Genomic DNA, 20,082 nt, shown 5'->3' with positions numbered 1-20,082 from the left:
GCCGGCGGACTCTCTTCAGGCCAGCACGACGTTCTCCAGTTTTTCGCCGGTGTCCAGCGCGTCGTAGTTGTGCGCGAGGATGTCCGCGAGGCGGTCCCAGTGCTTCGGCGTGTGGCCGCCCGTGTGCGGCGTGATCAGGGCGTTCTCCAGCGTCCAGAGGACGTGGTCCTCGGGCAGCGGCTCGGGGTCGGTGACGTCGAGGGCGACGCCGCGCAGCCCCTCGGTCTGGAGGGCGGAGACGACGGCGTCGGTGTCCAGAATCGGTCCGCGCGCGGTGTTCACGACGACGGCGTGCGGCGGCAGCGTCGCGATGGCCGCCTCGTCGACCAGTCCCCTCGTGGTCTCGGTGAGCGGGCAGGCCACGATCAGGTAGTCGGTGCGCGCGAGCGCGTCGTGGAACGCCTCGTCGTCGAACCCGATGACCTCGTCCGTGGGACCGCCCTTCTCGGGCGTGTACCGGACACCGATGGTGTCCACCTCGAAGCCCTGCAGGCGCTGCGTGACCGCCTGCCCGATGGAGCCGAGGCCGACGACGGTCACCGTCGAGTCCGTCAGCTCGTGGGCCTGGAAGTGCCGCCACTCCCTGTTCCGCTTGCGCCGCCAGCCCTCGTGGAGTCGACGCGAGAACGCGAGCACGTGGCCGATGGCCTGCTCGGCGATGCCGGGCGCGTGGATGCCGCCCGCGTTCGTCACCGTCACGCCCCGCGCGTCGAGTTCGTCCATCGGGAGGTGGCCGGTGCCGGCGAACGCGCACGCGAACAGGTCCAGTTCCGCGGCGGCGTCCAGCAGTTCCTCGTCGATGCCGACGCCCGTGACGACGGGCGCGCGGCGGACGAGTTCGCGCTCCTCGTGGGGCGTCCGCGCGTGGCGGACGTCCGCGTCGGGGAGGCGCTCGCGGACCGCGTCGGCGTAGTCCGCCATGTCGAGGCCCTCCGTGCCCTCGCGCAGGACGACGACGTCCGGCGGACCGCTACTCATCGGCGACCTCCGCGTGCGCCTCGTTGAGGATGGACGCCCCCAGGGCGATCTCGCGCTCGGTGACGTCCAGCGGCGGCAGCAGCCGGAGCGTGCGCGTGCCACAGCCCAGCGTCAGGAGGCCGCGCTCGAGGGCGGCCTGCACGACGGCGTTCCGGCGCTCTTTCGCGTCGTAGTCGACGGCGACCAGGAGGCCGAGGTTGCGCGCGTCCTCGACGCAGTCGTGGCCGGTGTCCAGTTCTTCGACGAGCTGGGCGCCGCGCTCGGTGGCGTTCTCGTGGAGGTCGTGTTCCTCGATGGCCTCCAGCGTGAACGCGCCCTGCATCGCCGCGATGACGTCGCCGCCGCCCCACGTCGAGCCGAGGCGGTTCTTCTCGTCGGGGAACAGCTCCGAGCGGCCGACCGTCGCGCCCACCCGGAGGGCCTTCGCGGACGCGACGAGGTCGGGCTCGTAGGGGTAGTGGTCGCTCGCCCACGTCGACCCGCTGCGGCCGACGCCGGTCTGGATCTCGTCGACGACGAGCGGGACGTCGTACTCGTCGCTGACGCGGCCGACCTCGCGGGCGAAGTCGTCGCTCGGGAAGCGGTAGCCGCCGACGCCCTGGATGGGCTCCATCACGATGAACGCGACCTCGCTGGGGTCCATGTGGCCGTGCGGCCCGAGCAGTTCCTCCAGCCGGGAGACACCGTCCGCCCAGAAGCCACACGAGCACTCGCCCTCGCAGGTGCAAAACGGCACCTCGCGGACGCCCGCGACCTCCGGGTACTTGCGCGTGTAGACGCTCTTCGCGCGCGTCAGCGACAGCGTCCCGAGGGTGCGGCCGTGGAACGCGTTCGTGAACGTGATGCCGTACTTGGGGTTCTCGCAGTGGTCGTAGGCCGCCTTCATCGCGTTCTCGATGGCCTCCGCGCCCGAGTTCGAGAGGAAGACGGTGTCCATCCCGTACTGGCTCGAGACCTCGGTGAGCTTCTGCATCAGCTGGGTGGAGCCGGGGAACTCGGGGTCGTCGACGGTGCCGCTCCCGAAGTAGAAGTCCTGGCCGGCGATCTTCAGCGGGTCGACGAGGTCGAACTCGCGGAGCCTGTCGAGGACCTTCGGGTTGTTGTACCCGAGCGGCGCGGCGCCGATGTGGCACGTGAAGTCCATGAGGACGTTGCCGTCGAGGTCGGTGACGAAGGGGCCGGCCGCGTCGCCGGTGACGTCCCAGACGAACTCGTGGGAGTACTCGCTGGGCGCCGCGACGTCCTGGTGGGCGGCGATCCACTCCTCGGAGGCCGTCCCGGAGAGGGTCTCGACTGTCGGCTCGGCTGTCTCCCGGTCCATACACGGAATGTGTCTAAATACACCTTAAATCTTGCTCTGGGTAGACAGTAAGTGACTATCCGGGCGGTCGGCGACCGCATTTGCGAGCGTCAAAACCGTTATGGTGGCGGCGGCGAACGTCGTGGTATGGGAACGGACGACGCGGCGGGGCGGACGATCGGCTCGGTGGACAGGACGCTGCGGGTCCTCGAGGCGCTGCGGCGCCTCGACGGCGCGACGCTCGCGGAGCTCGCCGACGAGGTCGACCTCTCGAAGGGCGCCATCCACACGCACCTCTCGACGCTGCGCCAGCACGGGTTCGTCGAGCACCGCGGCGACAGCTACGCGCTCGGCCGGCGCTTCCTGACGTTCGGCGAGTACGTCCGGAACAGCGTGCCGCTGTACCGCGCCGCGAAGGGCGAGGTCGACGAGCTCGCCGCGGAGACCGAGGAGTGCGTCCACCTCATCACCGAGGAGAACGGCGAGGAGTCCATCCTCTACGAGGCGTTCGGCGACCGCGCGGTCGGCCGCGAGTTCTTCCTCCAGAACCGCTCGGAGATGGGGCGGTACCTCCACTACTCGGCGGCCGGGAAGGCGATCCTCGCGGAGCTCGACGACGAGCGGGTCGACGAGATCGTCGACGAGCACGGGCTGCCGGCGGCCACCAGGCACACGATCACCGACCGCGAGGCGTTCTTCGCGGAGCTGGCCGACGTCCGCGAGCGCGGGTACGCGACCAACGACGAGGAGGACCTGCTGGGCATCCGCGCGGTCGGCGCCCCGATTCTCGGCCCGGGCGGCGAGGTGTTCGGCGCGCTGAGCGTCTCGGCGCCGGCGAGCCGGCTGCAGGGCGAGCGGTTCACCGAGGAGTTCCCCCGCGTCGTCAAGGAGTACGTCAACGTCATCGAGGTGAACCTCCAGACGGGCGACGTCTCCGTCTGACCGCGTTTGTCAACGTCAAACGATGTCGGTCGAAAGCCGACAAACCTTGCTACCCGTTACACCAGTATGCCCGTAATATCTGACGGAGTGCGGCAACGACTGTCAAGAAAGCGTTCGCGAGCAGCAAACGAGCGTGAGCGAGAATTTACCAACTGTTCTTTATACTCCGAAATAATTTTCCATATAACGTGCAGAACCCAACGAAATAAAAATATGTAGCAACTCGGCGATTCGGCGCGAGGGATTCTGGACGACTCGCCGGTCGCGCCGGCAGACCGTAGCCGACGCGCCGAGCGCTGTCCCGACGACCGGTCGCGCCGACGCTGGCTCCCACCCGAACGCCCCCCGTCGACGCTGGCTCCCACCCGAACGCTCCCACGCCGTCCCCCGACCGCGGCCACTTCGCCGGCGTACATATTTTTAAGTCGAGCGGTGTCGTGTGTTGCGGACACATGGCACTCTGGTCCGAAGAGCGGCCGTCCGAGGACGTCCATCGGGTGCTCGAACCCGACGGCTCCCTCGTCGGCGACCCGCCAGACCTCGACGACGACGAACTCCGCGAACTGTACTGGACGATGAAGCTCACGCGCGCCTTCGAGGACCGCGCGCTCCGCATGCAGCGCAGCGGCGAGGTCAGCATCATCTCGCGGTGCCGCGGCGAGGAGGCCACGCCGCTCGGCGCCGCCGCCGCGCTCGACCCCGGCGACTGGTGTTTCCCGCTGTACCGGCAGCGCTCCGCGCTCGTCTACTGGGGCGTCCCCCTCGACCGACAGCTCGCGAACCTCATGGGCGCCGAACCCGAGACCGTCGACGAACACCTGCCGTTCGACGACCGGCCCGAACCGCCGGTGAACTTCTCTCCGGGCTACATCCCCCTCGGCGCGAACCTCCCGAACACGGTCGGCTCCGCGCTCGCCGACAAGCTCAACGACCGCGAGACGGTGTCGCTGACGTTCGTCGGCGACGGCTCCACCAGCGAGGGCGACTTCCACGACGCGTTGAACTTCGCCGGCGTCTTCGAGGTGCCCGCGGTGTTCGTCTGCCAGAACAACCAGTGGGCGATCTCGGTGCCCGCCCACCGCCAGACCGCCGCGGAGACGTTCGCCCAGAAGGGCGACGCCTACGGCGTCCCGAACGAGCGCGTCGACGGCAACGACGTGCTCGCGGTCTACCAGACCCTCAAGGACGCCGTCGACCGGGCGCGGGACGGCGGCGGGCCGACGTTCGTCGAGTGCGTCACGTACCGCGTCGTCGAGCACAACACCGCCGACGAACCGAGCGTCTACCGCGACGACGACCTCCGCGAGGAGTGGCTGGAGCGGGACCCGATCGACCGCTTCGAGGCGTACCTGCTCGCGGAGGGCGTGCTCACCGACGACGAGATCGAGTCGATGGCGGCCGACATCGACGAGGAAGTCCAGGCGGCAGTCGACGCCGCCCGCGAGGTGCCGCGCTCGGAGCCCGAGCGGATGTTCGACAACCACCTCCGCGGCGAGTCCTGGAAGGAGTCCCACCAGCGCGCGGAGCTCCGGCGCGAGCTCGACGGCGAGAACCCGTTCACCGACTGGACGGGGGAGGGGTTCGAATGAGCGGCGACGCGAGCGCCGGTCGGGCCGCCGACGAGGCGGCGACGACCGAGCGGAACCTCGTGGAGACGGTCAACGAGACGCTCGCCGCGGAGCTGCGCCGCGACGACTCGGTGCGGTTGCTCGGCTACGACATCGGCCCCATCGGCGGCGTCTACCGCACCACCGAGGGGCTCCTCGAGGAGTTCGGCGACGACCGCGTCGTCGACACGCCGCTCTCGGAGAACGGCGTCCTGGGGACTGCGGTCGGCATGGCGATGCGCGGCGAGCGCGTGATCCCCGAGATCCAGTTCATGGGGTTCTTCTACCCCGCCTTCGGCCAGTTCATGTACACGCTCGCGAAGATGCACGAGCGCTCGGGCGGCAGCGTCGACGTCCCCCTGACCGTGCGGATGGTCTGCGGCGGCGGCGTGAAGTCCAGCGAGTACCACTCCGAGTCCACGGAGACGTACCTCGTGCACACGCCCGGCGTCCGCGTCGTCTACCCGAGCGGGCCGCGCGAGGCGAAGGGCCTGCTCGCGGCGAGCGTCCGCCACGACGATCCGGTGGTGTTCATGGAGCACAAGAAGCTCTACCGGACGCACCGCGAGCCCGTGCCGGACGGCGACTACACGGTGTCGCTGGACGACGCGCGCGTCGCCCGCGAGGGCGAGGACGTCACCGTCGTCACGTGGGGCGCGATGGTGCGGCAGGCCGAGATGGCCGCGGACGCGGTGGACGCCGACGTCGAGATCGTCGACCTCCGCACGCTGAGCCCGCTCGACGTCGAGACGGTCCTCGACTCCGTGAAGAAGACGGGCCGCTGTGTCGTCTTCCACGAGGCACGCCGGACCCTCGGGCTCGGCGCGGAGCTGACCGCAGTGATCAACGAGTACGCGTTCGACCGGCTGCACGCGCCGGTCCAGCGCGCCACCGGCTACGACGTCCACTTCCCCGGCAACCAGATCGAGGACGCGTACCTGCCGGACGCCGAGCGTGCGCAGTACGCCATCGAGGCGGTGATGGACTATGAGTTCTGAGACACACCGATTCGAGTTCCGGATGCCCGACCCCGGCGAGGGGCTCACCGAGGCCGAACTGGACGCGTGGCGCGTCGCCGAGGGCGACGAGGTCACCGAGGACGACGTGCTCTGCGAGGTCGAGACGGACAAGGCCATCGTGGAGATCCCGGTTCCCTGCGACGGCGAGGTCGTCGAACTGCGCGCCGACCCCGGCGACGTGGTCGCGGTCGGCGACGTCGTCGCGGTCTTCGACACGCCCAATCCCCCGAGCGAGCAGCACGCGGTGGGCGGCGGTAGCGAGGGAGCGAGCGAGTCGACCGAGACAGCGGCGGCGGAGCCGGACGAACCCGAGTCCGCGGTGAGCCGCGTCGCGGACGACGCGGACGAGACAGCGCGCGACGCCGAGGCCGCGAGCGCGAGCGACGAGCGCGTGTTCGCGGCGCCGAGCACGCGCCGGTACGCGCGCGAGCAGGGCGTCGACATCTCGGCGGTCGACGGCTCCGGGCCGGGCGGCCGCGTGCTCCGCGAGGACGTGGACGCGCACGCCGACGCGCAGGCCGGCGGTGCGGCGGCCGGCGCGGGGAAAGCGGCGGCAGGTGCAGGGAGCGCGGGGGCCGACACGGGAACCGCAGCGAGCGCCGAGTCGGCCGGCGACGCGGACGCCCACGGCGAGGTCGTGCGGACGCCCCTGCGCGGCCTCCGGGCGACCATCGCGGAGAACATGGTCGAGTCCAAGCAGACGATCCCGCACGTCACGTCGATGTTCGAGGCGGACGCGACCGACCTCGTCGACCTGAAGGAGCGCCTCGACGAGAAGCTCGACGCCCCGGTCTCGTACACCGCGCTCGTGATGAAGGCGGTCGTGCCGGCGCTGGAGGCGTACCCCTCGCTGAACGCGAGCGTCGACGAGGACGCCGGCGAGATCGTCGAGAAGCGCTACTACAACCTCGGCGTCGCGACGCACACCGAGGACGGCCTGCTTGTGCCGGTCGTCGAGGACGTCGACGAGAAGTCCATCGCCGAGGTGAGTCGCGAGGTCGCGGACCTCGCCGGGCAGGCCCGCGACCGCTCCATCGACGCCGCCGACCTCGGCGGCGGGACGTTCACGGTGACGAACACGGGCAGCCACAGCGAGCACGGCACGTTCGGCACGCCCGTCATCCGGCACCCCGAGGTCGCGATTCTCGGCGTGGCGCGCGTCCAGCGCAAGCCCGTCGCCGTGAGCGACGACGAGGTGGACGTCCGGCCGGTGCTGCCGCTGTCGCTGTCCTACGACCACCGGCTCGTCGACGGCGTCACCGCCGCCCAGTTCGCCGAGCACGTCATCGAGGCCATCGAGGACCGGGACGTGCTCACCGCGCGGCTCTGAGGCAGGGCCCCCGGAAGCGTCCGCGCGCACCGCCCCCGGAAGCGTCCGCGCGCACCGCCCCCGGAAGCAGCCCCGCACACTCCCCGTCGCGTCGCCGCAGTTCCTACCGCTCCGTCACGGGATCGCCGAACCGCGTGACGGCGTCCAGCTCCCACGCGTCGACGTCGTCGAAGGCGTCCCGGGCGATGACGCGCTTGTGGACCTCGTCGGCGCCGTCGATGACGCGGAACTGGCGGACGTTCTCGTAGAAGTCCGCGAGCGGCAGGTCCTTCCCGACGCCGTTACCGCCGCAGATCTGGACGGCGAGGTCGATGGCCTCCTGGACGGTGTTCGCGGCGAACACCTTGCACATCGAGACGGGCACCCGTGCCTGCTCGCCGGCGGCGATGCGGTCGGCGGCGTGGCGCACCATCGTCCGGACCGCGTGCAGGCGCGTCTCGGCGTCCGCGACCCTGTACCGGAGGTCCTGTTTCTCCGAGAGCGGGCCGTCGAACGCGCGGCGCTCGGTCGCGTACGCCTTCGCGACGTCGAGGGCGCGCTGGCCCATCCCCGAGTACCGCATGCAGTGCGTGAGCCTGGCGGGCCCGAGGCGCAACTGGACGTTCGTGAAGCCCTCGTGGAGGTCGCCGAGGAGGTTCTCCTCGGGGACGCGCACGGAGTCGTACCGGATCTCGGCGTGACTGACGCCCGCGACGCCGCCGCCGACGTGGGGGATGTCGCGGAGGACCTCGACGCCGTCGGCGTCCGCCGGGACGAGGAACGTCGAGCACCCCTCGTAGGGGTGGGCGTCCTGGTCGGTGCGCGCGAACACGATGAGCAGGTCGGCCTCCGTCCCCTGGGTCGTCCACCACTTGTGGCCGTCGATGACCCACTCGTCGCCGTCCTTCTCGGCGGTCGTCTGGATCATCTTCGGGTCCGACCCGGCGCCCTGCAGCGGCTCGGTCATCGAGAACCCGGAGCGGAGCTCGCCGGCCGCCAGCGGCCCGAGCCAGCGGTCCTTCTGTTCGTCGGTGCCGACGAGTTCGAGGAGGTGCATGTTCCCCTCGTCGGGCGCCGCGACGCGCATCGCCGCCATCGCGAGGAGGCTGCGGCCGGCCTGCTCGAACACCGGGAGCATGTCCCGGAAGTCCAGGCCCATGCCGCCGTACTCCTCGTCGACCTGGGGCGCGTACACGTCCCACTCGCGGGCCTCCTCGCGGAGCGCCGCGATCTGGTCGTCGGACACGGGGCCGTCACCGAGCACGTCGCGCTCGACGGGGATCACGACCTCGTCGACGAACTCCCGGGTCCGACTCGCCACTGCCGCCGCCTGCTCCGAGTCGCCGTACTCCATGCCACCCCGTACCGAGTGGACCGGCGTAAGTGTTGTTCCGAATCCCATCCCGCGGGACGCGTCGAGTTCGGGACTCGGCCGCCGCGGACACACCGGGGTCCCGCCCCGTACGGACACACCGGGGTCCAGTCCCGCACGGACGCGCCCGGGTCCCTCCCCGCACGGACGCGTCCGAGTCACGTCCCCCACAGACGCGTCCGAGCCGCCCAGCGTCGATAGATAGAATTCGTACTATTCTCGCCTCCCACCAGTTCTAGTATACGTTATCGGTGGCGGCCCGACCGTGGGTCCTCGCGTCGACGCAGTGAGCGCGAGGAGCGGCCTCCGGGGCGGTTAGTCGCCCATTACGCGGCGTATCTCGTTCGACCGGACAGCGAGTCCGTCGGCGGGAAGCTGTCCAGGCGGAGAGCGGACGATCCGCGCGATAGTCGCCCGAGAGCGCGTACGAGAGGGTTCCAGCGGCGCCCATTCGGGCCGGTCGGTCGCTCCGCAGAGCGCCAGAACTACCAGTATATTTTTAATTATCCCACTCGGATAGTTCTGGTCGAGTCGGAAGTGCCGTGGGCGGTCAGTCGTCGGCGGCCGCGGGCGGCTCGTCGGACTGCTTCGCGGAGATGCCGCGGCGGCTCGCGTCGAACTCGGAGAACGCGTACACGAGGCCGACCAGCGCGAGGACGCCGACCGGCAGCAGCGCCAGCGGCGTGACGCGCGTGTACCCCCAGACGACGAGCAACACGGCGGCCACGACGACGACGGTGACCGCGTAGTACAGCTGCGTGCGGACGTGGTCGATGAGGTCCGCGCCCGTGAACGTCGCCGACAGCACGGTGGTGTCCGAGATGGGCGAGGAGTGATCGCCGAAGATGGCGCCGGAGAACACCACGCCGACCACGGCCGCGACCATCGTGTGCGTGCCGGTGAGCTCCCAGGCGACCGGCACCGCGATCGGCGTCACGATGCTCATCGTCCCCCACGAGCTCCCCGTGGAGAACGCCACGAACGCCGCCGTGAACAGCACGACGACCGGCAGCAGCTCCGGCGAGAGGAACTGCTCGACGACGGCGGCGACGTAGTCACCGGTCTCGAGCGCGCTGACGACGTTCCCGATGGACCACGCCAGCACGAGGATGGTGACGGCGGTGAGCATGATGCCGAAGCCGTCGATGGTGGTGTCGACGCTCTCGCCGAGCGTCAGCGTGCCGAACGCGAGGCCGAGCGCGTACGTCGACGCCACCATCGCGAACGACCCGAAGATGAGCGCGAGCGCGTAGTCCGCGCCGGTCACCATGTCGTAGAGGGTCGCGCTCGGCGAGTACCCCGTCCAGAGCGCGGAGCCGATGGTGACGACGACGAGCACCGCGATGGGGCCGAAGAACGACGTCAGCCGCGGGTTCGACACGTCGGGTTCGCCGAGTTCGTCCTCGACGTCCTGCATCGGGGTGGCGTCCTCGCGCGTCACGTTGCCCGTCGTGGACGCGCGGTGCTCCGCGGCGAGCATCTCGCCGTAGTCGCGCCGCGACAGCACGACGATGGCGACCATCGCGATGGCGAGGATCGAGTACACGTTGAACGGGATGGCCTGCAGGAAGATCTCGAAGGACCCGGGGCGGTCGGTGACGCCCGCGGCCTCGTAGCCGGCGTCGATCATCGACAGCTGGAACGCCACCCACGAGGAGATCGCGAGCGTCGCGACGGGCGCCGCGGTGGAGTCGACGATGTACGAGAGCTTCTCCCGGGAGACGCCGAGGTGGTCGGAGACGTCTTTCATCGTGGAGCCGACGACCGCGGTGTTCGCGTAGTCGTCGAAGAACAACAGCAGGCCGAGCAGCCACGCGACGAACCCGGCCTTGCGCTTCGTGTCGACGCGCTCGATGGCCCAGTCGCGGACGGCGTACGAGCCGCCGAGGCGCCACATCATCGCGACGCCCGACCCGAGCAGGAGCGTGAAGATGATGATCTGGGCGTGGAAGATGGAGTCCTCCTGGGAGATGGCCTCTGCGATCCAGGTGAACGTCTGTTCGAGACCGACGCCGCCGGTGAAGATGACGGCGCCCGACCACACGCCGAGGAACAGCGACAGCACCGCCTTCCGCGTGACGATGGCGAGCGCGATGGCGAGCACCGGTGGGACGACCGAGAGAGCGCCGAACTCGGACATGTGTACACCTCCGACGTTGAAATACAAAAATCCATTCGGCCGTCTGCGCCTCGCCGGCCGCCCGGCCCGCGGTCGCCGGCCCCCGGAGCGATACCCCCACCTTTATCGGGTGGTCGGGGCAATGCTGCGGAGACGATGGACGTACAGCGGTTGGACGCGCCCGACCCCGGCGAGTTCGTCGCGGCGGCCAAGCGGGCGTTCCGCGACGGCGCCGTGTTGACCGTGGAGGCGCGCTGCGAGGTCGAGTACGAGGGCCGGACGAGCGGCTACCTCGACGCGGGCGACCGGCTGCTCGTCGCGAAGCCCGACGGGACCTTCCTCGTCCACCAGCCCACCGGCCACAAGCCCGTGAACTGGATGCCGGGCGGCGGCACCGTCGAGGCCCGGGAGAGCGAGGGCGACGCGGTGTTGCTGGCGCGCCGCACGAACCCCAGCGAGCGCGTGGAGACGCGCCTGCTGGACGTCTACGGCGTCACGCGCTTCGACGCCGAGGACGGCGCGACCTACGAGGAGTCCGGCACCGAGGCGGAGATGCACGAGTACATCGAGGCCAACCCCGGGGAGCTGGAGGCCGGCCTCCGCATCGTCGAGCACGAGCGCGAGACGAAGTACGGGTTCGTGGACTTCTACGCCGTCGACAGCGACGGCACGCCCGTGGTCGTGGAGGTCAAGCGCATCCAGGCGACGCTGAACCACGTCGACCAGCTCCGGCGGTACGTGGAGCTCTACGAGGAGACGAACGAGGACGTCCGCGGGATGCTGGTCGCGCCGTCGGCGTCCGAGCGCGTGCACCGCACCCTCCGCGACAACGACCTGGAGTTCGTGGAGCTCGCGGAGTTCGGCCTCGACGCGAAGGGCGCGACCGAGGCGAAGCTCACGGACTTCTAGCGCGCAGTCGGCCCCGTACTCACGGACTGCTAGGCGCGCAGTCGTCCCCAGACCACGAGCACGGACGGCGTGAGGAAGACCGCGGTGAGGTACGAGTAGAAGATCGAGAGCGCGGTGAGCACGCCGAACTGCCCGAGGACGGGCGTCACGGCGAACACGAGCACGCCGATGCCCGAGGTGGTGGTGAGCATGCTGCCGGCGAGCGCGCTCCCGGTGCCGCGGACGGCGTCCTCGAGGGCGGCGTCGACGGTGCCGCCGCGCTCGTACTCGTCGGCGAACCGGTGGACGACGTGCGCGGAGTAGTCGGTGCCGAGGCCGATGGTGATCGAGAGGATGGTGGCGGTGAGGGCGTTGAACGGCAGGCCGAACGCGCGCATCGACCCGGCGAGGAACGCGATGGTGAGGACGATGGGGACGAGGTTCACGACGCCCAGCGAGGGCGCGCCCTCGAGGGCGGCGTAGACGGCGACGAGGAAGGCGGCGGTGGCGGCGAGCGCGACGGCGAGGCTGGTGAGCGCGGACCGGAGGATGACGTCCGAGACCGCCTGGAAGACCACCGTCTCGCCGGTGGCGGTCGCCTCGAAGCGGTGGCGGTCCGCGAGTTCGCGGCCCGCCGCCGCGACCTCCGCCTGCGTCGCGTCGGCCTCGAGGGTGTAGACGACGCGGGCGGCGCGCCGGTCCTCGGTGACGAACCGGAGCGCGCGGTCGCGGGCGGGCGAGTCCAGCAGGGCGTCGTAGACGGCGTCGAGGTTGTCGTCCGGCACGCCGTCGTCGTCGGCGTCGTTGCGCTCGACGAGGCGGCGGAACGACGGCGACGCGGCGGCGCGGGACTCGACGACGTCGAGGACGCTCTGCGTGGTCGCCGTCCGGTTCTCGGCGACCACCGCGTCCGGGGGGTCGCTGGCGGCCCGCTGGAAGGACTCGAGGGCGTGGTCCCGGCGGAGGCTCCCCTCGACGTAGACGGTGACGGCGTCGCCCTGCGAGCGCTCGAAGTTCGCCTCGAGGAAGTTCAGTGTGCCCGTGACCGTGTACTCGCTCGGGCGGAACGGCTCGGGGAGGTCCTCGAGGTAGGCCGGCGTCTCCTCGGGCGGCAGGAAGTCGTCCTGGGAGAACGACGTGTCGACGCCGAGCCCGTAGGCCCCGGAGAGCGCGGCGAGCAGGACGGCGGCCGCGAGGAACACACGCGGCGCCCGCCGCGCGGCGACGAGGCCGCCGGTCGACACGGACGCGAGCAGCGTTCCCTCGGCGCCCAGCGGCCGCTGGCCGAACGCCGGGAGGTTCCGGCGCTCGCGGAACCGGTCGGCGAGCACCTTCAGCGCGGGGAGGAACACGCCGAACACGAGGAACGTGAACCCGATGCCGACGGCGGCGACCAGCCCGAACTCCCGGATCGGCGCGAGCCCGCTGGTGAGGTTCGCGGCGAACCCGAGCGCGGTGGTGGCGGTGACGATGAAGAACGCGACCAGGAGCTGGCGGCCCGCGGTCGCCATCGACGCCTCGATGCCGCGGCCCTCGGTCCGCTCCTCGCGGTAGCGGTTGACGCTGTGGATGCCGAAGTCGATGCCGACCGCGAGCAGCAGCGGCGGCACCGCGATGAGCAGCTGGGAGAACGCGATGCCGGCGAGCCCGAGGAAGCCGACCGTCCAGACGAGCGCGACGGCGAGCGCGACCAGCCCCAGCAGGAGGTCGACGGGGTCGCGGTACGCCACCAGCAGGAACAGGAAGATGAGCGCGACCGACGCCGGCAGCACGAGGATCAGCGAGTCGAAGACGACGTTCGCGAACTCCGCGGAGACGAGGCCCGCCCCGAACACCGTGATGTCCGCGCCCGTGGACGCGACGACGCGCCGGGAGCGCTGCTGTATGGGGGTGAGCGGGCTCTCCGTGCCCGCGCCCGCGGTCGCCTCGAGGCCGGCGGGGAGTTCGTGCTCGACGACGCCGACGGTCGCGGCGGCGCGCGCGCCGCGTCGGTTGAAGTCGTCGCTGAGCTGGTTCGTGAAGGCGTCGCTGGCGGCGGCGGCCCGCACCGCGGCGTCGACCTCCCTGGGGGTGGCGCGCTCGACGGCGCGGATCTGGGCGTCGAGGGTCGCCGCGTCGGGGTCGAGGTTGGTCGCGACCGTCGAGGCCGCACTCGACGTCGACGCCACGCGGAGCCCCGGGCGCTCGGCGAGGCGCTGCTGGGCCTCGAGCATCCCCAAGAGCGCGGGCTTCGCGAGGACGTTTCGCTCCGACTGGACCAGCTGGGTGCTCCCGGTGTCGGGCTCGAACGTCGGCGTGAACTGCTCGTTGACCGCCTCGAACGCGCGCTGTGCGGGGAGTTCCTCCGTGAACTGCTCGGTGCCGGCGTCCGTCGACACGTTCCCCACGCCGAGCGCGAACACGCCCGTGAACAGGAGAAACGCCGCGACGACGGCCCCGGGCCGCTCGACGGTGGCGCGCGCGACCGCGTCGACGAGCCGCCGGAACGCGCTCATCCCTCGTCGCTCCCGTCGAGCCACGCCGGGCCGTCGTCCGAGTCGCGGTCCGCCTCGCCGGTCGCAGACGACTCGCCGGTCGCAGACGACTCGTTCCCGTCCACGGCCCCCACGTCGGCCTCGTCACCCGTCGCCACGTCGGCCTCGTCGTCCGGCCCCACGTCGGCCTCGTCGCCGTCGCCGCGTCCGCGTCGCCGGTGCCGGACCAGGAGCGCGACGGCGACGACCACCACGAGCACCGCGACGAGGGGGAGCACCCACCACGGGAGCGTGCTCGGCGGCGGTCGCTCGACGGTCACGCCGACGTCCACCGGCTCGGAGAGCTCGGTGTCGCCGTCCGGCGTCGTGTACAGGAAGTCCACGGACAGCGGGTAGGCCTTCTCGTCGGCGCTCCCGGCCGGGGAGACGGTGAACCGGATGGTCGCGGACTCGTTCGGTTCGAGGGCGCCGACGAACGCCTGGTCGTCGGTCACGGACAGGGGGTCGTCGGCGAACGCCGCCGCCTGCACGTCGGTGACGGTGACGCCGCGGTTGTTCGTCACGGTGAGCGCCACGACGCCGCTCTGGCCCCGCGTGACGGTGACCGGCTCGCGCTCGACGACGAACGCCCTGCGCTCGGGCGCGACCCGGACGTCCGCCGTGAGCGGGTCGCTCGTCCGCCTGTCGCCGTCGTCGTCCGTGTACCGGAGGCGGTACGTGAACTGCCGGACGCCGGGACCGGCGTTCTCCGTGATCTCGACGGGGAGGTCGAAGGCCGCCGTCTCGCCCGCGGCGAGGTCGCCGAGCGCGGCCTCCGTCTCGACCGGTGCGACGTTCTGCGCGTCCGTGCGGAGCGTGACCGCGGCGTCGCTGACGTTCGCCGGCCCCTCGTTGGTGAGCGCGACGGCCACGCGGCCCTCCTCGCCGACGCGGAGCGTGCTCTCGACGGTCTCGGCCGCGAACGACTGCTCGTCGGCGGGCGTCGCGCCGAACGCGAGCGCGTCCGAGCGCCGCTGCTGGCCCTCCTCGTCCTCGAAGCCGACGGACGCCTCGAAGGCGTACGTCTGGTCGCCGGTCTCGTTGCCGGCGCGCACGCGGTACCGGACGACGCGGCGCTCGCCGGCCGGCCACCGGCCGACGAACCGCGTGTCGTTGCCGGCGTCGCCGACGAGCAGGCCCGTGCTGCGCGACGCCAGCGTGACGGTGGCGTCCGTCAGCGTCTCGTCGCCGCGGTTCACCACTTCCAGCGCGACCGTGCCGTCGTCGCCGGCCTGCAGGTCCGCGTCGACGGTCTCGAGCTCGAAGCGCTCGGTCTCGCTGGACGCGGCCGCGACCACCGAGACGGGGTCGCTCTCGCGGCGGTCGCCGTCCGGCGTGACGTACTCCACGACGACGGTGAGCCGGCGCGGGCCCGGCTGGGCGGTGTCCAGCACCGACGCCGGGACGGAGAAGTCGGCGTCGTCGCCGACGTCGAGGTCGCCGAGCACGACCTCGCGCTCGCGCGGCCGGAGGTTGTCGTCGGTGCCCGTGACGCGCAGGACGGCCGTCTCGACGTCGTCCGGGCCGCGGTTCACCACGGTCCCGTTCACGCGTCCCTCGCGGCCGACGCGGAGCGTACTCGACACGTCCTCGACGGCGAACGACTGCTCGTCGTCGGGCCGCACCGACGCGACGAGGACGTCCGACGTGCGGTCGTCGCCGTCCTCGTCGGTGTACGACACCGTCACCTCCAGGGGGTAGCGCTGCGCGCCCGCGTCCGCCGCGACGGACGCCTCGACGGCGACGGTCTCCTCGTCGCCGTCGTCCCAGTCGCCGACGTACCGCGTCGCCTCGCCGTCGCCGCCGAGTCGCAGGTCGGCGTTCGGCGACCGCACCGTCACGGTCGCGTCCGCGAGGTCCTCGTCGAGGCGGTTCTCGAGGGTCAGTTCGACGGTTCCCGTCTCGCCGGCCAGGAGGGCCTCGTCGACGTCCTCGATTGAGAACTCGTCGCGTTCCTCGCGGACCCGCGTGGTGTCGAACAGCCGGTCGCTGCGGCGCGCGTCCCCGTCGGTGTTCACGTAGTCCACGACGAAGGAGAGCCGCCGCTCCCCGGGTTCGGCGGCCGCCGGGACCCGGGCGGGGATCCGGAAGTCCTCGCTCTCGCCGTCGTCGAGGTCGCCGACGACCGCCGGGCGGCGCGCGACCACGTCACCGTCGCCGTCCACCAGCCGGACGACCGCGTCCGCGACGGGCTCCGGGCCGTCGTTGGTCACGGTGCCGACGACCGCGCCGTCGTCCCCGACGCGGAGGTCGCTCTCGACGTCGTCGACGTCGAAGGACTGCGCGTCGTCGAGGCGGACGCCGAACGGCCGGGGCACCGACCGCTGGGGGTCGCCGTCCTCGTCGGTGTACCGCACGACCGCGGACAGCGCGTACCGGTCGGCCCCGGACGTGTTCAGCGCGGTCGCCTCGACCTCGACGGTCTCCTCGTCGCCGTCGTCCCAGTCGCCGACGTACCGCGTCGCGTTGGTCCCGGAGTCAACGGTCAGGTCGCGGTTCCGGGAGCGGATCGTCACGGTCGCGTCCCGGAGGTCGGCCTCGCCGACGTTCTCGAGGGTCACCTCGACGGTGCCCGTCTCCCCGACCTGGAGGTCCTCGTCGACGTCGACCACCTCGAAGCGCGCGTCCTCGGTCACCACGAGCGTCAGTTCGAACGTCTCCGTCTCGGAGGCCTCGTCGCGGTCGTCGCCGGAGATCTCCTCGGTGTAGTCGTAGTCGACGGTCGCCTCCAGTTCGTACACGCCGGGGTCGGCGTCCTCGTCGACGACCACGTCGAAGCCCGCCTCGCCGATGGCGCCGGCCGACAGGTCGCCGAGCGGGGTCTCCCCGGTCTCCACGCGCACCGGCGCGTCGCCGTCCTCGAGTTCCACCTCGACGTTCCGCGCGGTCGTCACCGCCCGCTCGCCCGCCGGCGGCGTGTCGAGGCCGCCGTCGTCGACGGTGCCGCCGTTGGCGATCTGGACGGCGAGCCGCGTCTCCTCGCCGGGCGCGACGGTGTGCTCCGGCAGGAACGCCGAGAGGTCCGGCTCCCCCTCCACGGTCACGTCCTCGGGCGTCGTGGTCGGGGACGGACTGGCCGTCGTCCGCTTCGCTGTCGACGTCGAGTCGGTCGTCCCGGCGGGGCTCGTCGTCGTCTCGCCGTCCGAACAGTCCCCCTCGGGCGTCGACGCCGTCGTCGGCGTGGCCGTCGAGCAGTCGTCGCCGGCCGTCGCGAGCGCCGGTGCGCTCCCGACGGCGGCGCTGGCCGCGCTCGCGGCGAGCAGGCACGCGACCACCGCGGCGAGCGCGCGACGGTCGCGGCTCATCCGCTCGGCGGCCGCGTAACCGCGGCCTGTCTCGGCGTAAGGCCGGCCTGTGTGTCCGCCGCGCCGGCCGGCGACGCGGTCGCCGCGCCGGCCGACGGCGGCAGTACGCCGCTGGCGTCCCGGAGGTGCACGACGCCGAGTATGGCCGGGCGGCCGGTTTGTTGTGCGCGACTTACCGGCTCCCGCGCGGCCGCTCGCCCGAGTAACGGGACGGTAACGCGGCCAGTCCGGTCCCGCCGTTGTGCGGTCTGGTCGGACCCGATAACGCGGCCGGTTCGACCGCGCGGTAGTGCGGTCTGGGCTGCCCGCGAGGAGTGGCGGCGGTGCGGCCGGTCAGTGCTCGCCGGTGACGAGCCGCCGGAGGATGTCGCCGTACGCCGGCCGCGTGATGACGACGCCGATCAGCACGCCGAGGATGGTGACGATGGCGAACCCGCGGAGGTCGCCGAGGCTGAGCACGGCGAGGGGACTCATCGCGATGATGGTGGTGACCGCGGCCGCGCCGATGACCCACAGCGCCTTCCGGAACCGGCTCTTGAACACGCGGTTCGAGTCGATCTCCTTGGTCATCACCTCGTCGGCGATGATGACGAGGTCGTCGACCCCCGTCCCGATGACGGCGATCAGGCCCGCGATGTGCGAGAGGTCGAGCGCGAGCCCGCTCACGGCGGCGAACCCGAGCAGGATGACGACCTCCGAGAGCGCGGTGAACACCATCGGGACCGCCACGCGCGGGTCGCCGTACCGGAGGAACACCACGAGCGCCATCGCGGCCGCGGCCGCCAGCCCGGTCACCAGCGACAGGGGCTTGTAGCGCTCGGCGAAGCTCGGCGAGACGTAGTAGGAGTCCTGGAAGTTCAGCTCGGTGGGGAGCGCGCCCGCCCGGAGGTTCACCTGGAGCTCCCGGGCCTCCTCCGTGGAGTTCGCGGTGATGTAGAACCGCGGGTCGTTCTCGAAGTCGTCGCCGCGGAGGCTGCTCGCGAGCGTCGGCCCCATGCTCGCGTCGTAGACGACCTCGCCGTCGAGGACGGTGAGCAGACAGTACCCGCCGTCGGGGTACTGGCAGTTGCTCACGCCGTTGCCGCTCGTGAACCCGTAGTCGCGCATGTTCTGGGCGAACTCGGGCGCGGCGTCGTCGGTGAGCACGACCGGGACCGACGGCTGGTCGTCGATGACCCGCGGCGAACTGATCTCCGCGAGGTCCTCGCGCTGGAGGACGGTGCTGTTGGTCTGGTTGCCGTCCTGCGGGTAGTACGCCCACAGTTCGACCTCGCCGCGGCCCTCGATGAGCGAGCGCACCTGGCTGGCGTTCTGCCCGGGGACCTCCACGACGATGTAGTGCTCGCCGGTCGTCCGGCTCTCCGTCTGCTGGACCGTCGCGCCGGAGAACCCGCTGCCGCCGACCTTGCTGTTGATGGTGGAGACGATGGTCTGGCGGGTCTCCTCGTGGACGCCACGCGAGACGGAGTCGTACTCGTAGCCGGTCTCCTCGAGGGCGCCCTCGACGCTCGCGGTGGTGTTGTTCGCGTACACCTCCACGACGTCGTACTGGTCGCGCGCGTTGACGGCGCGGTCCTCCAGGGAGAGCGCGGCCGCGACCTCCCGTTCGACGGCCTGTTCGTTGTCCGCGGTGACGTCGACGCCGTCCGCGACGACGCCGGTCGGCGTCGCGCGGAGGCGGACGCCGCCGGACAGCTCGAGGCCGTAGTTGAGGTTCGTCGGGCGCTCTGCCGCCTGGCCGTCGGCGCCGCCGGCGGACGCGCCGATGCCGGGCGCGAACAGCGAGACAGCGCTGCCGAGCAGGAGGACCACGAGGAACGCCACCCGCCAGTTCTCGCGGACCCAGCTCATCGGGCCACCCCCTCGAACTTGTACCACCGGAGCAGCGAGACGTTCATCATGTACGTGTTCACGAGGTCAGTGGTGAGGCCGAACACCAGCACGACGCCGATGTCGGTCAGCAGTTCGATGCCGAAGACGTAGGCGACGACGGTCATCACGGCCATCGCGGCGATGGAGGTCACGGTCATCGTGACGCCGGTGCGCATCGCGCGGTGGACGCTCTCCCAGAAGCTCCCGGAGCGCCTGAGCACGTGGTTGTTCAGGAGGATGTCCGAGTCGACGCTGTAACCGATGAGCATCAGGAGCGCGGCGATGGTGCCGAGGGAGAGCTCGATGCCGAAGAGGTTCATCAGGGCGACCGGGACGACGATGTCGCTGAACGCGGAGAGCACGACCGCGATGCTGGGGACGAACGTCCGGAACAGCAGGAAGACGACGGCGCTCATGCCGAGGAACGCGACGGCGACGCCGACGACCGCGAGCTGCTGGGTGGACTCGGCGAACGCCGCCGACGAGCTCTGCGACTGGACGACCTCGACCTGGACGTCGCTGTCCTCGCTGATCGTGGGGTCCTCGGCCTGGAACGTCACGAGGTACTGGTCGTCGGCGGTGCCGATCGACCGGATGGAGTCGGGCTGCTCGGTGAACGCGCCGGCGATCTCGGACTGGGAGGCGTCGGACTCGACGACGAGCTCCGTGCCGCCGGTGAGTTCGATGCCGGGGTCCGCCGGCCACCCCGTGAGGGCGAGGGACCCGCCGACGACGGCGAGCGCGACGACCAGCAGGACCAGCGGCGGCACGGCGAGCTGCCGCATGGAGTACTGGCTGAGGTCGACGTCCGGGACCTCGAAACTGGGCATGGGAAGCGGTCGGGAGCGACGCAGGATA

Annotated in this window: 13 protein-coding genes; 5 read left to right on the top strand and 8 right to left on the bottom strand. The window is 71.3% G+C overall.

From position 1 onward, the window contains the following. Window positions 1-15: 15 nt before the first annotated feature. Both U5911_RS06795 and U5911_RS06790 read right to left on the bottom strand, forming a co-directional pair. Entirely contained in the window at window positions 16-978 is a 963-nt protein-coding gene (locus U5911_RS06795) for a D-2-hydroxyacid dehydrogenase (protein ID WP_336036201.1), read from the bottom strand. Next, window positions 971-2,299 (bottom strand): class-III pyridoxal-phosphate-dependent aminotransferase, encoded by a 1,329-nt coding sequence (locus U5911_RS06790; protein WP_336036200.1) that lies wholly within the window; start codon window positions 2,297-2,299, stop codon window positions 971-973. Before U5911_RS06790 ends, U5911_RS06795 begins: the two co-directional genes overlap by 8 nt. Window positions 2,300-2,425: 126 nt before the next feature. Here U5911_RS06790 and U5911_RS06785 point away from each other — a divergent pair, with 126 nt between their 5' ends. The 4 genes from U5911_RS06785 to U5911_RS06770 all read left to right on the top strand — a co-directional run bounded on the left by U5911_RS06785 (window position 2,426) and on the right by U5911_RS06770 (window position 7,176). After that, entirely contained in the window at window positions 2,426-3,220 is a 795-nt protein-coding gene (locus tag U5911_RS06785) for an IclR family transcriptional regulator (protein WP_336036199.1), read from the top strand. A 452-nt stretch (window positions 3,221-3,672) separates the two neighbouring features. Further along, entirely contained in the window at window positions 3,673-4,809 is a 1,137-nt protein-coding gene (locus U5911_RS06780; protein WP_336036198.1) for a thiamine pyrophosphate-dependent dehydrogenase E1 component subunit alpha, read from the top strand. Beyond that, window positions 4,806-5,825: an alpha-ketoacid dehydrogenase subunit beta gene (locus tag U5911_RS06775; protein ID WP_336036197.1), complete on the top strand. Its 1,020-nt coding sequence runs from the start codon at window positions 4,806-4,808 to the stop codon at window positions 5,823-5,825. Before U5911_RS06780 ends, U5911_RS06775 begins: the two co-directional genes overlap by 4 nt. Continuing rightward, entirely contained in the window at window positions 5,815-7,176 is a 1,362-nt protein-coding gene (locus U5911_RS06770; protein WP_336036196.1) for a dihydrolipoamide acetyltransferase family protein, read from the top strand. Before U5911_RS06775 ends, U5911_RS06770 begins: the two co-directional genes overlap by 11 nt. Before the next feature lie 103 nt (window positions 7,177-7,279). Here the strand turns inward: U5911_RS06770 and U5911_RS06765 are convergent, their stop codons facing one another. After that, window positions 7,280-8,509: an acyl-CoA dehydrogenase family protein gene (locus U5911_RS06765; RefSeq protein WP_336036195.1), complete on the bottom strand. Its 1,230-nt coding sequence runs from the start codon at window positions 8,507-8,509 to the stop codon at window positions 7,280-7,282. A 568-nt stretch (window positions 8,510-9,077) separates the two neighbouring features. Beyond that, a complete protein-coding gene (locus tag U5911_RS06760) occupies window positions 9,078-10,667 on the bottom strand; it encodes a Na+/H+ antiporter NhaC family protein (protein ID WP_336036194.1) in 1,590 nt (529 codons plus the stop codon). Window positions 10,668-10,802: 135 nt separating this feature from the next. Between U5911_RS06760 and nucS the strand changes: the two genes are divergently transcribed. Further along, complete coding sequence (gene nucS / locus U5911_RS06755; RefSeq protein WP_336036193.1) at window positions 10,803-11,555, top strand: endonuclease NucS; 753 nt, start codon at window positions 10,803-10,805, stop codon at window positions 11,553-11,555. 29 nt (window positions 11,556-11,584) lie between these two features. Here the strand turns inward: nucS and U5911_RS06750 are convergent, their stop codons facing one another. From U5911_RS06750 to secF, 4 genes are all read right to left on the bottom strand, one after another. Further along, the gene (locus U5911_RS06750) at window positions 11,585-14,029 is read right to left on the bottom strand and encodes an efflux RND transporter permease subunit (RefSeq protein ID WP_336036192.1); all 2,445 of its coding nucleotides are present in this window, start codon (window positions 14,027-14,029) and stop codon (window positions 11,585-11,587) included. Next, complete coding sequence (locus tag U5911_RS06745; RefSeq protein ID WP_336036191.1) at window positions 14,026-17,352, bottom strand: COG1361 S-layer family protein; 3,327 nt, start codon at window positions 17,350-17,352, stop codon at window positions 14,026-14,028. The genes U5911_RS06750 and U5911_RS06745 overlap by 4 nt, the downstream gene beginning before the upstream one ends. Before the next feature lie 333 nt (window positions 17,353-17,685). After that, entirely contained in the window at window positions 17,686-19,203 is a 1,518-nt protein-coding gene (locus U5911_RS06740) for a preprotein translocase subunit SecD (protein ID WP_336036190.1), read from the bottom strand. Further along, a complete protein-coding gene (gene secF, locus U5911_RS06735; RefSeq protein WP_336036189.1) occupies window positions 19,200-20,054 on the bottom strand; it encodes a protein translocase subunit SecF in 855 nt (284 codons plus the stop codon). The genes U5911_RS06740 and secF overlap by 4 nt, the downstream gene beginning before the upstream one ends. Window positions 20,055-20,082 lie beyond the last annotated feature (28 nt).

Source organism: Halobacterium yunchengense, from assembly GCF_037031165.1.
GTDB lineage: Archaea > Halobacteriota > Halobacteria > Halobacteriales > Halobacteriaceae > Halobacterium > Halobacterium yunchengense.
The sequence above is the reverse complement of the archived record's forward strand: the minus strand, read 5'-3'. Positions and strand labels throughout refer to the sequence as shown.

Bases quoted from the DNA above. Each gene is read 5' to 3' on its own strand.
- U5911_RS06765 (WP_336036195.1), bottom strand. From the start codon at position 8,509: ATGGAGTACGGCGACTCGGAGCAGGCGGCGGCAGTGGCGAGTCGGACC.
- U5911_RS06775 (WP_336036197.1), top strand. From the start codon at position 4,806: ATGAGCGGCGACGCGAGCGCCGGTCGGGCCGCCGACGAGGCGGCGACG.
- U5911_RS06790 (WP_336036200.1), bottom strand. From the start codon at position 2,299: ATGGACCGGGAGACAGCCGAGCCGACAGTCGAGACCCTCTCCGGGACG.
- secF (WP_336036189.1), bottom strand. From the start codon at position 20,054: ATGCCCAGTTTCGAGGTCCCGGACGTCGACCTCAGCCAGTACTCCATG.
- U5911_RS06770 (WP_336036196.1), top strand. From the start codon at position 5,815: ATGAGTTCTGAGACACACCGATTCGAGTTCCGGATGCCCGACCCCGGC.
- U5911_RS06760 (WP_336036194.1), bottom strand. From the start codon at position 10,667: ATGTCCGAGTTCGGCGCTCTCTCGGTCGTCCCACCGGTGCTCGCCATC.
- U5911_RS06795 (WP_336036201.1), bottom strand. From the start codon at position 978: ATGAGTAGCGGTCCGCCGGACGTCGTCGTCCTGCGCGAGGGCACGGAG.
- U5911_RS06745 (WP_336036191.1), bottom strand. From the start codon at position 17,352: ATGAGCCGCGACCGTCGCGCGCTCGCCGCGGTGGTCGCGTGCCTGCTC.
- U5911_RS06780 (WP_336036198.1), top strand. From the start codon at position 3,673: ATGGCACTCTGGTCCGAAGAGCGGCCGTCCGAGGACGTCCATCGGGTG.
- U5911_RS06785 (WP_336036199.1), top strand. From the start codon at position 2,426: ATGGGAACGGACGACGCGGCGGGGCGGACGATCGGCTCGGTGGACAGG.
- nucS (WP_336036193.1), top strand. From the start codon at position 10,803: ATGGACGTACAGCGGTTGGACGCGCCCGACCCCGGCGAGTTCGTCGCG.
- U5911_RS06740 (WP_336036190.1), bottom strand. From the start codon at position 19,203: ATGAGCTGGGTCCGCGAGAACTGGCGGGTGGCGTTCCTCGTGGTCCTC.
- U5911_RS06750 (WP_336036192.1), bottom strand. From the start codon at position 14,029: ATGAGCGCGTTCCGGCGGCTCGTCGACGCGGTCGCGCGCGCCACCGTC.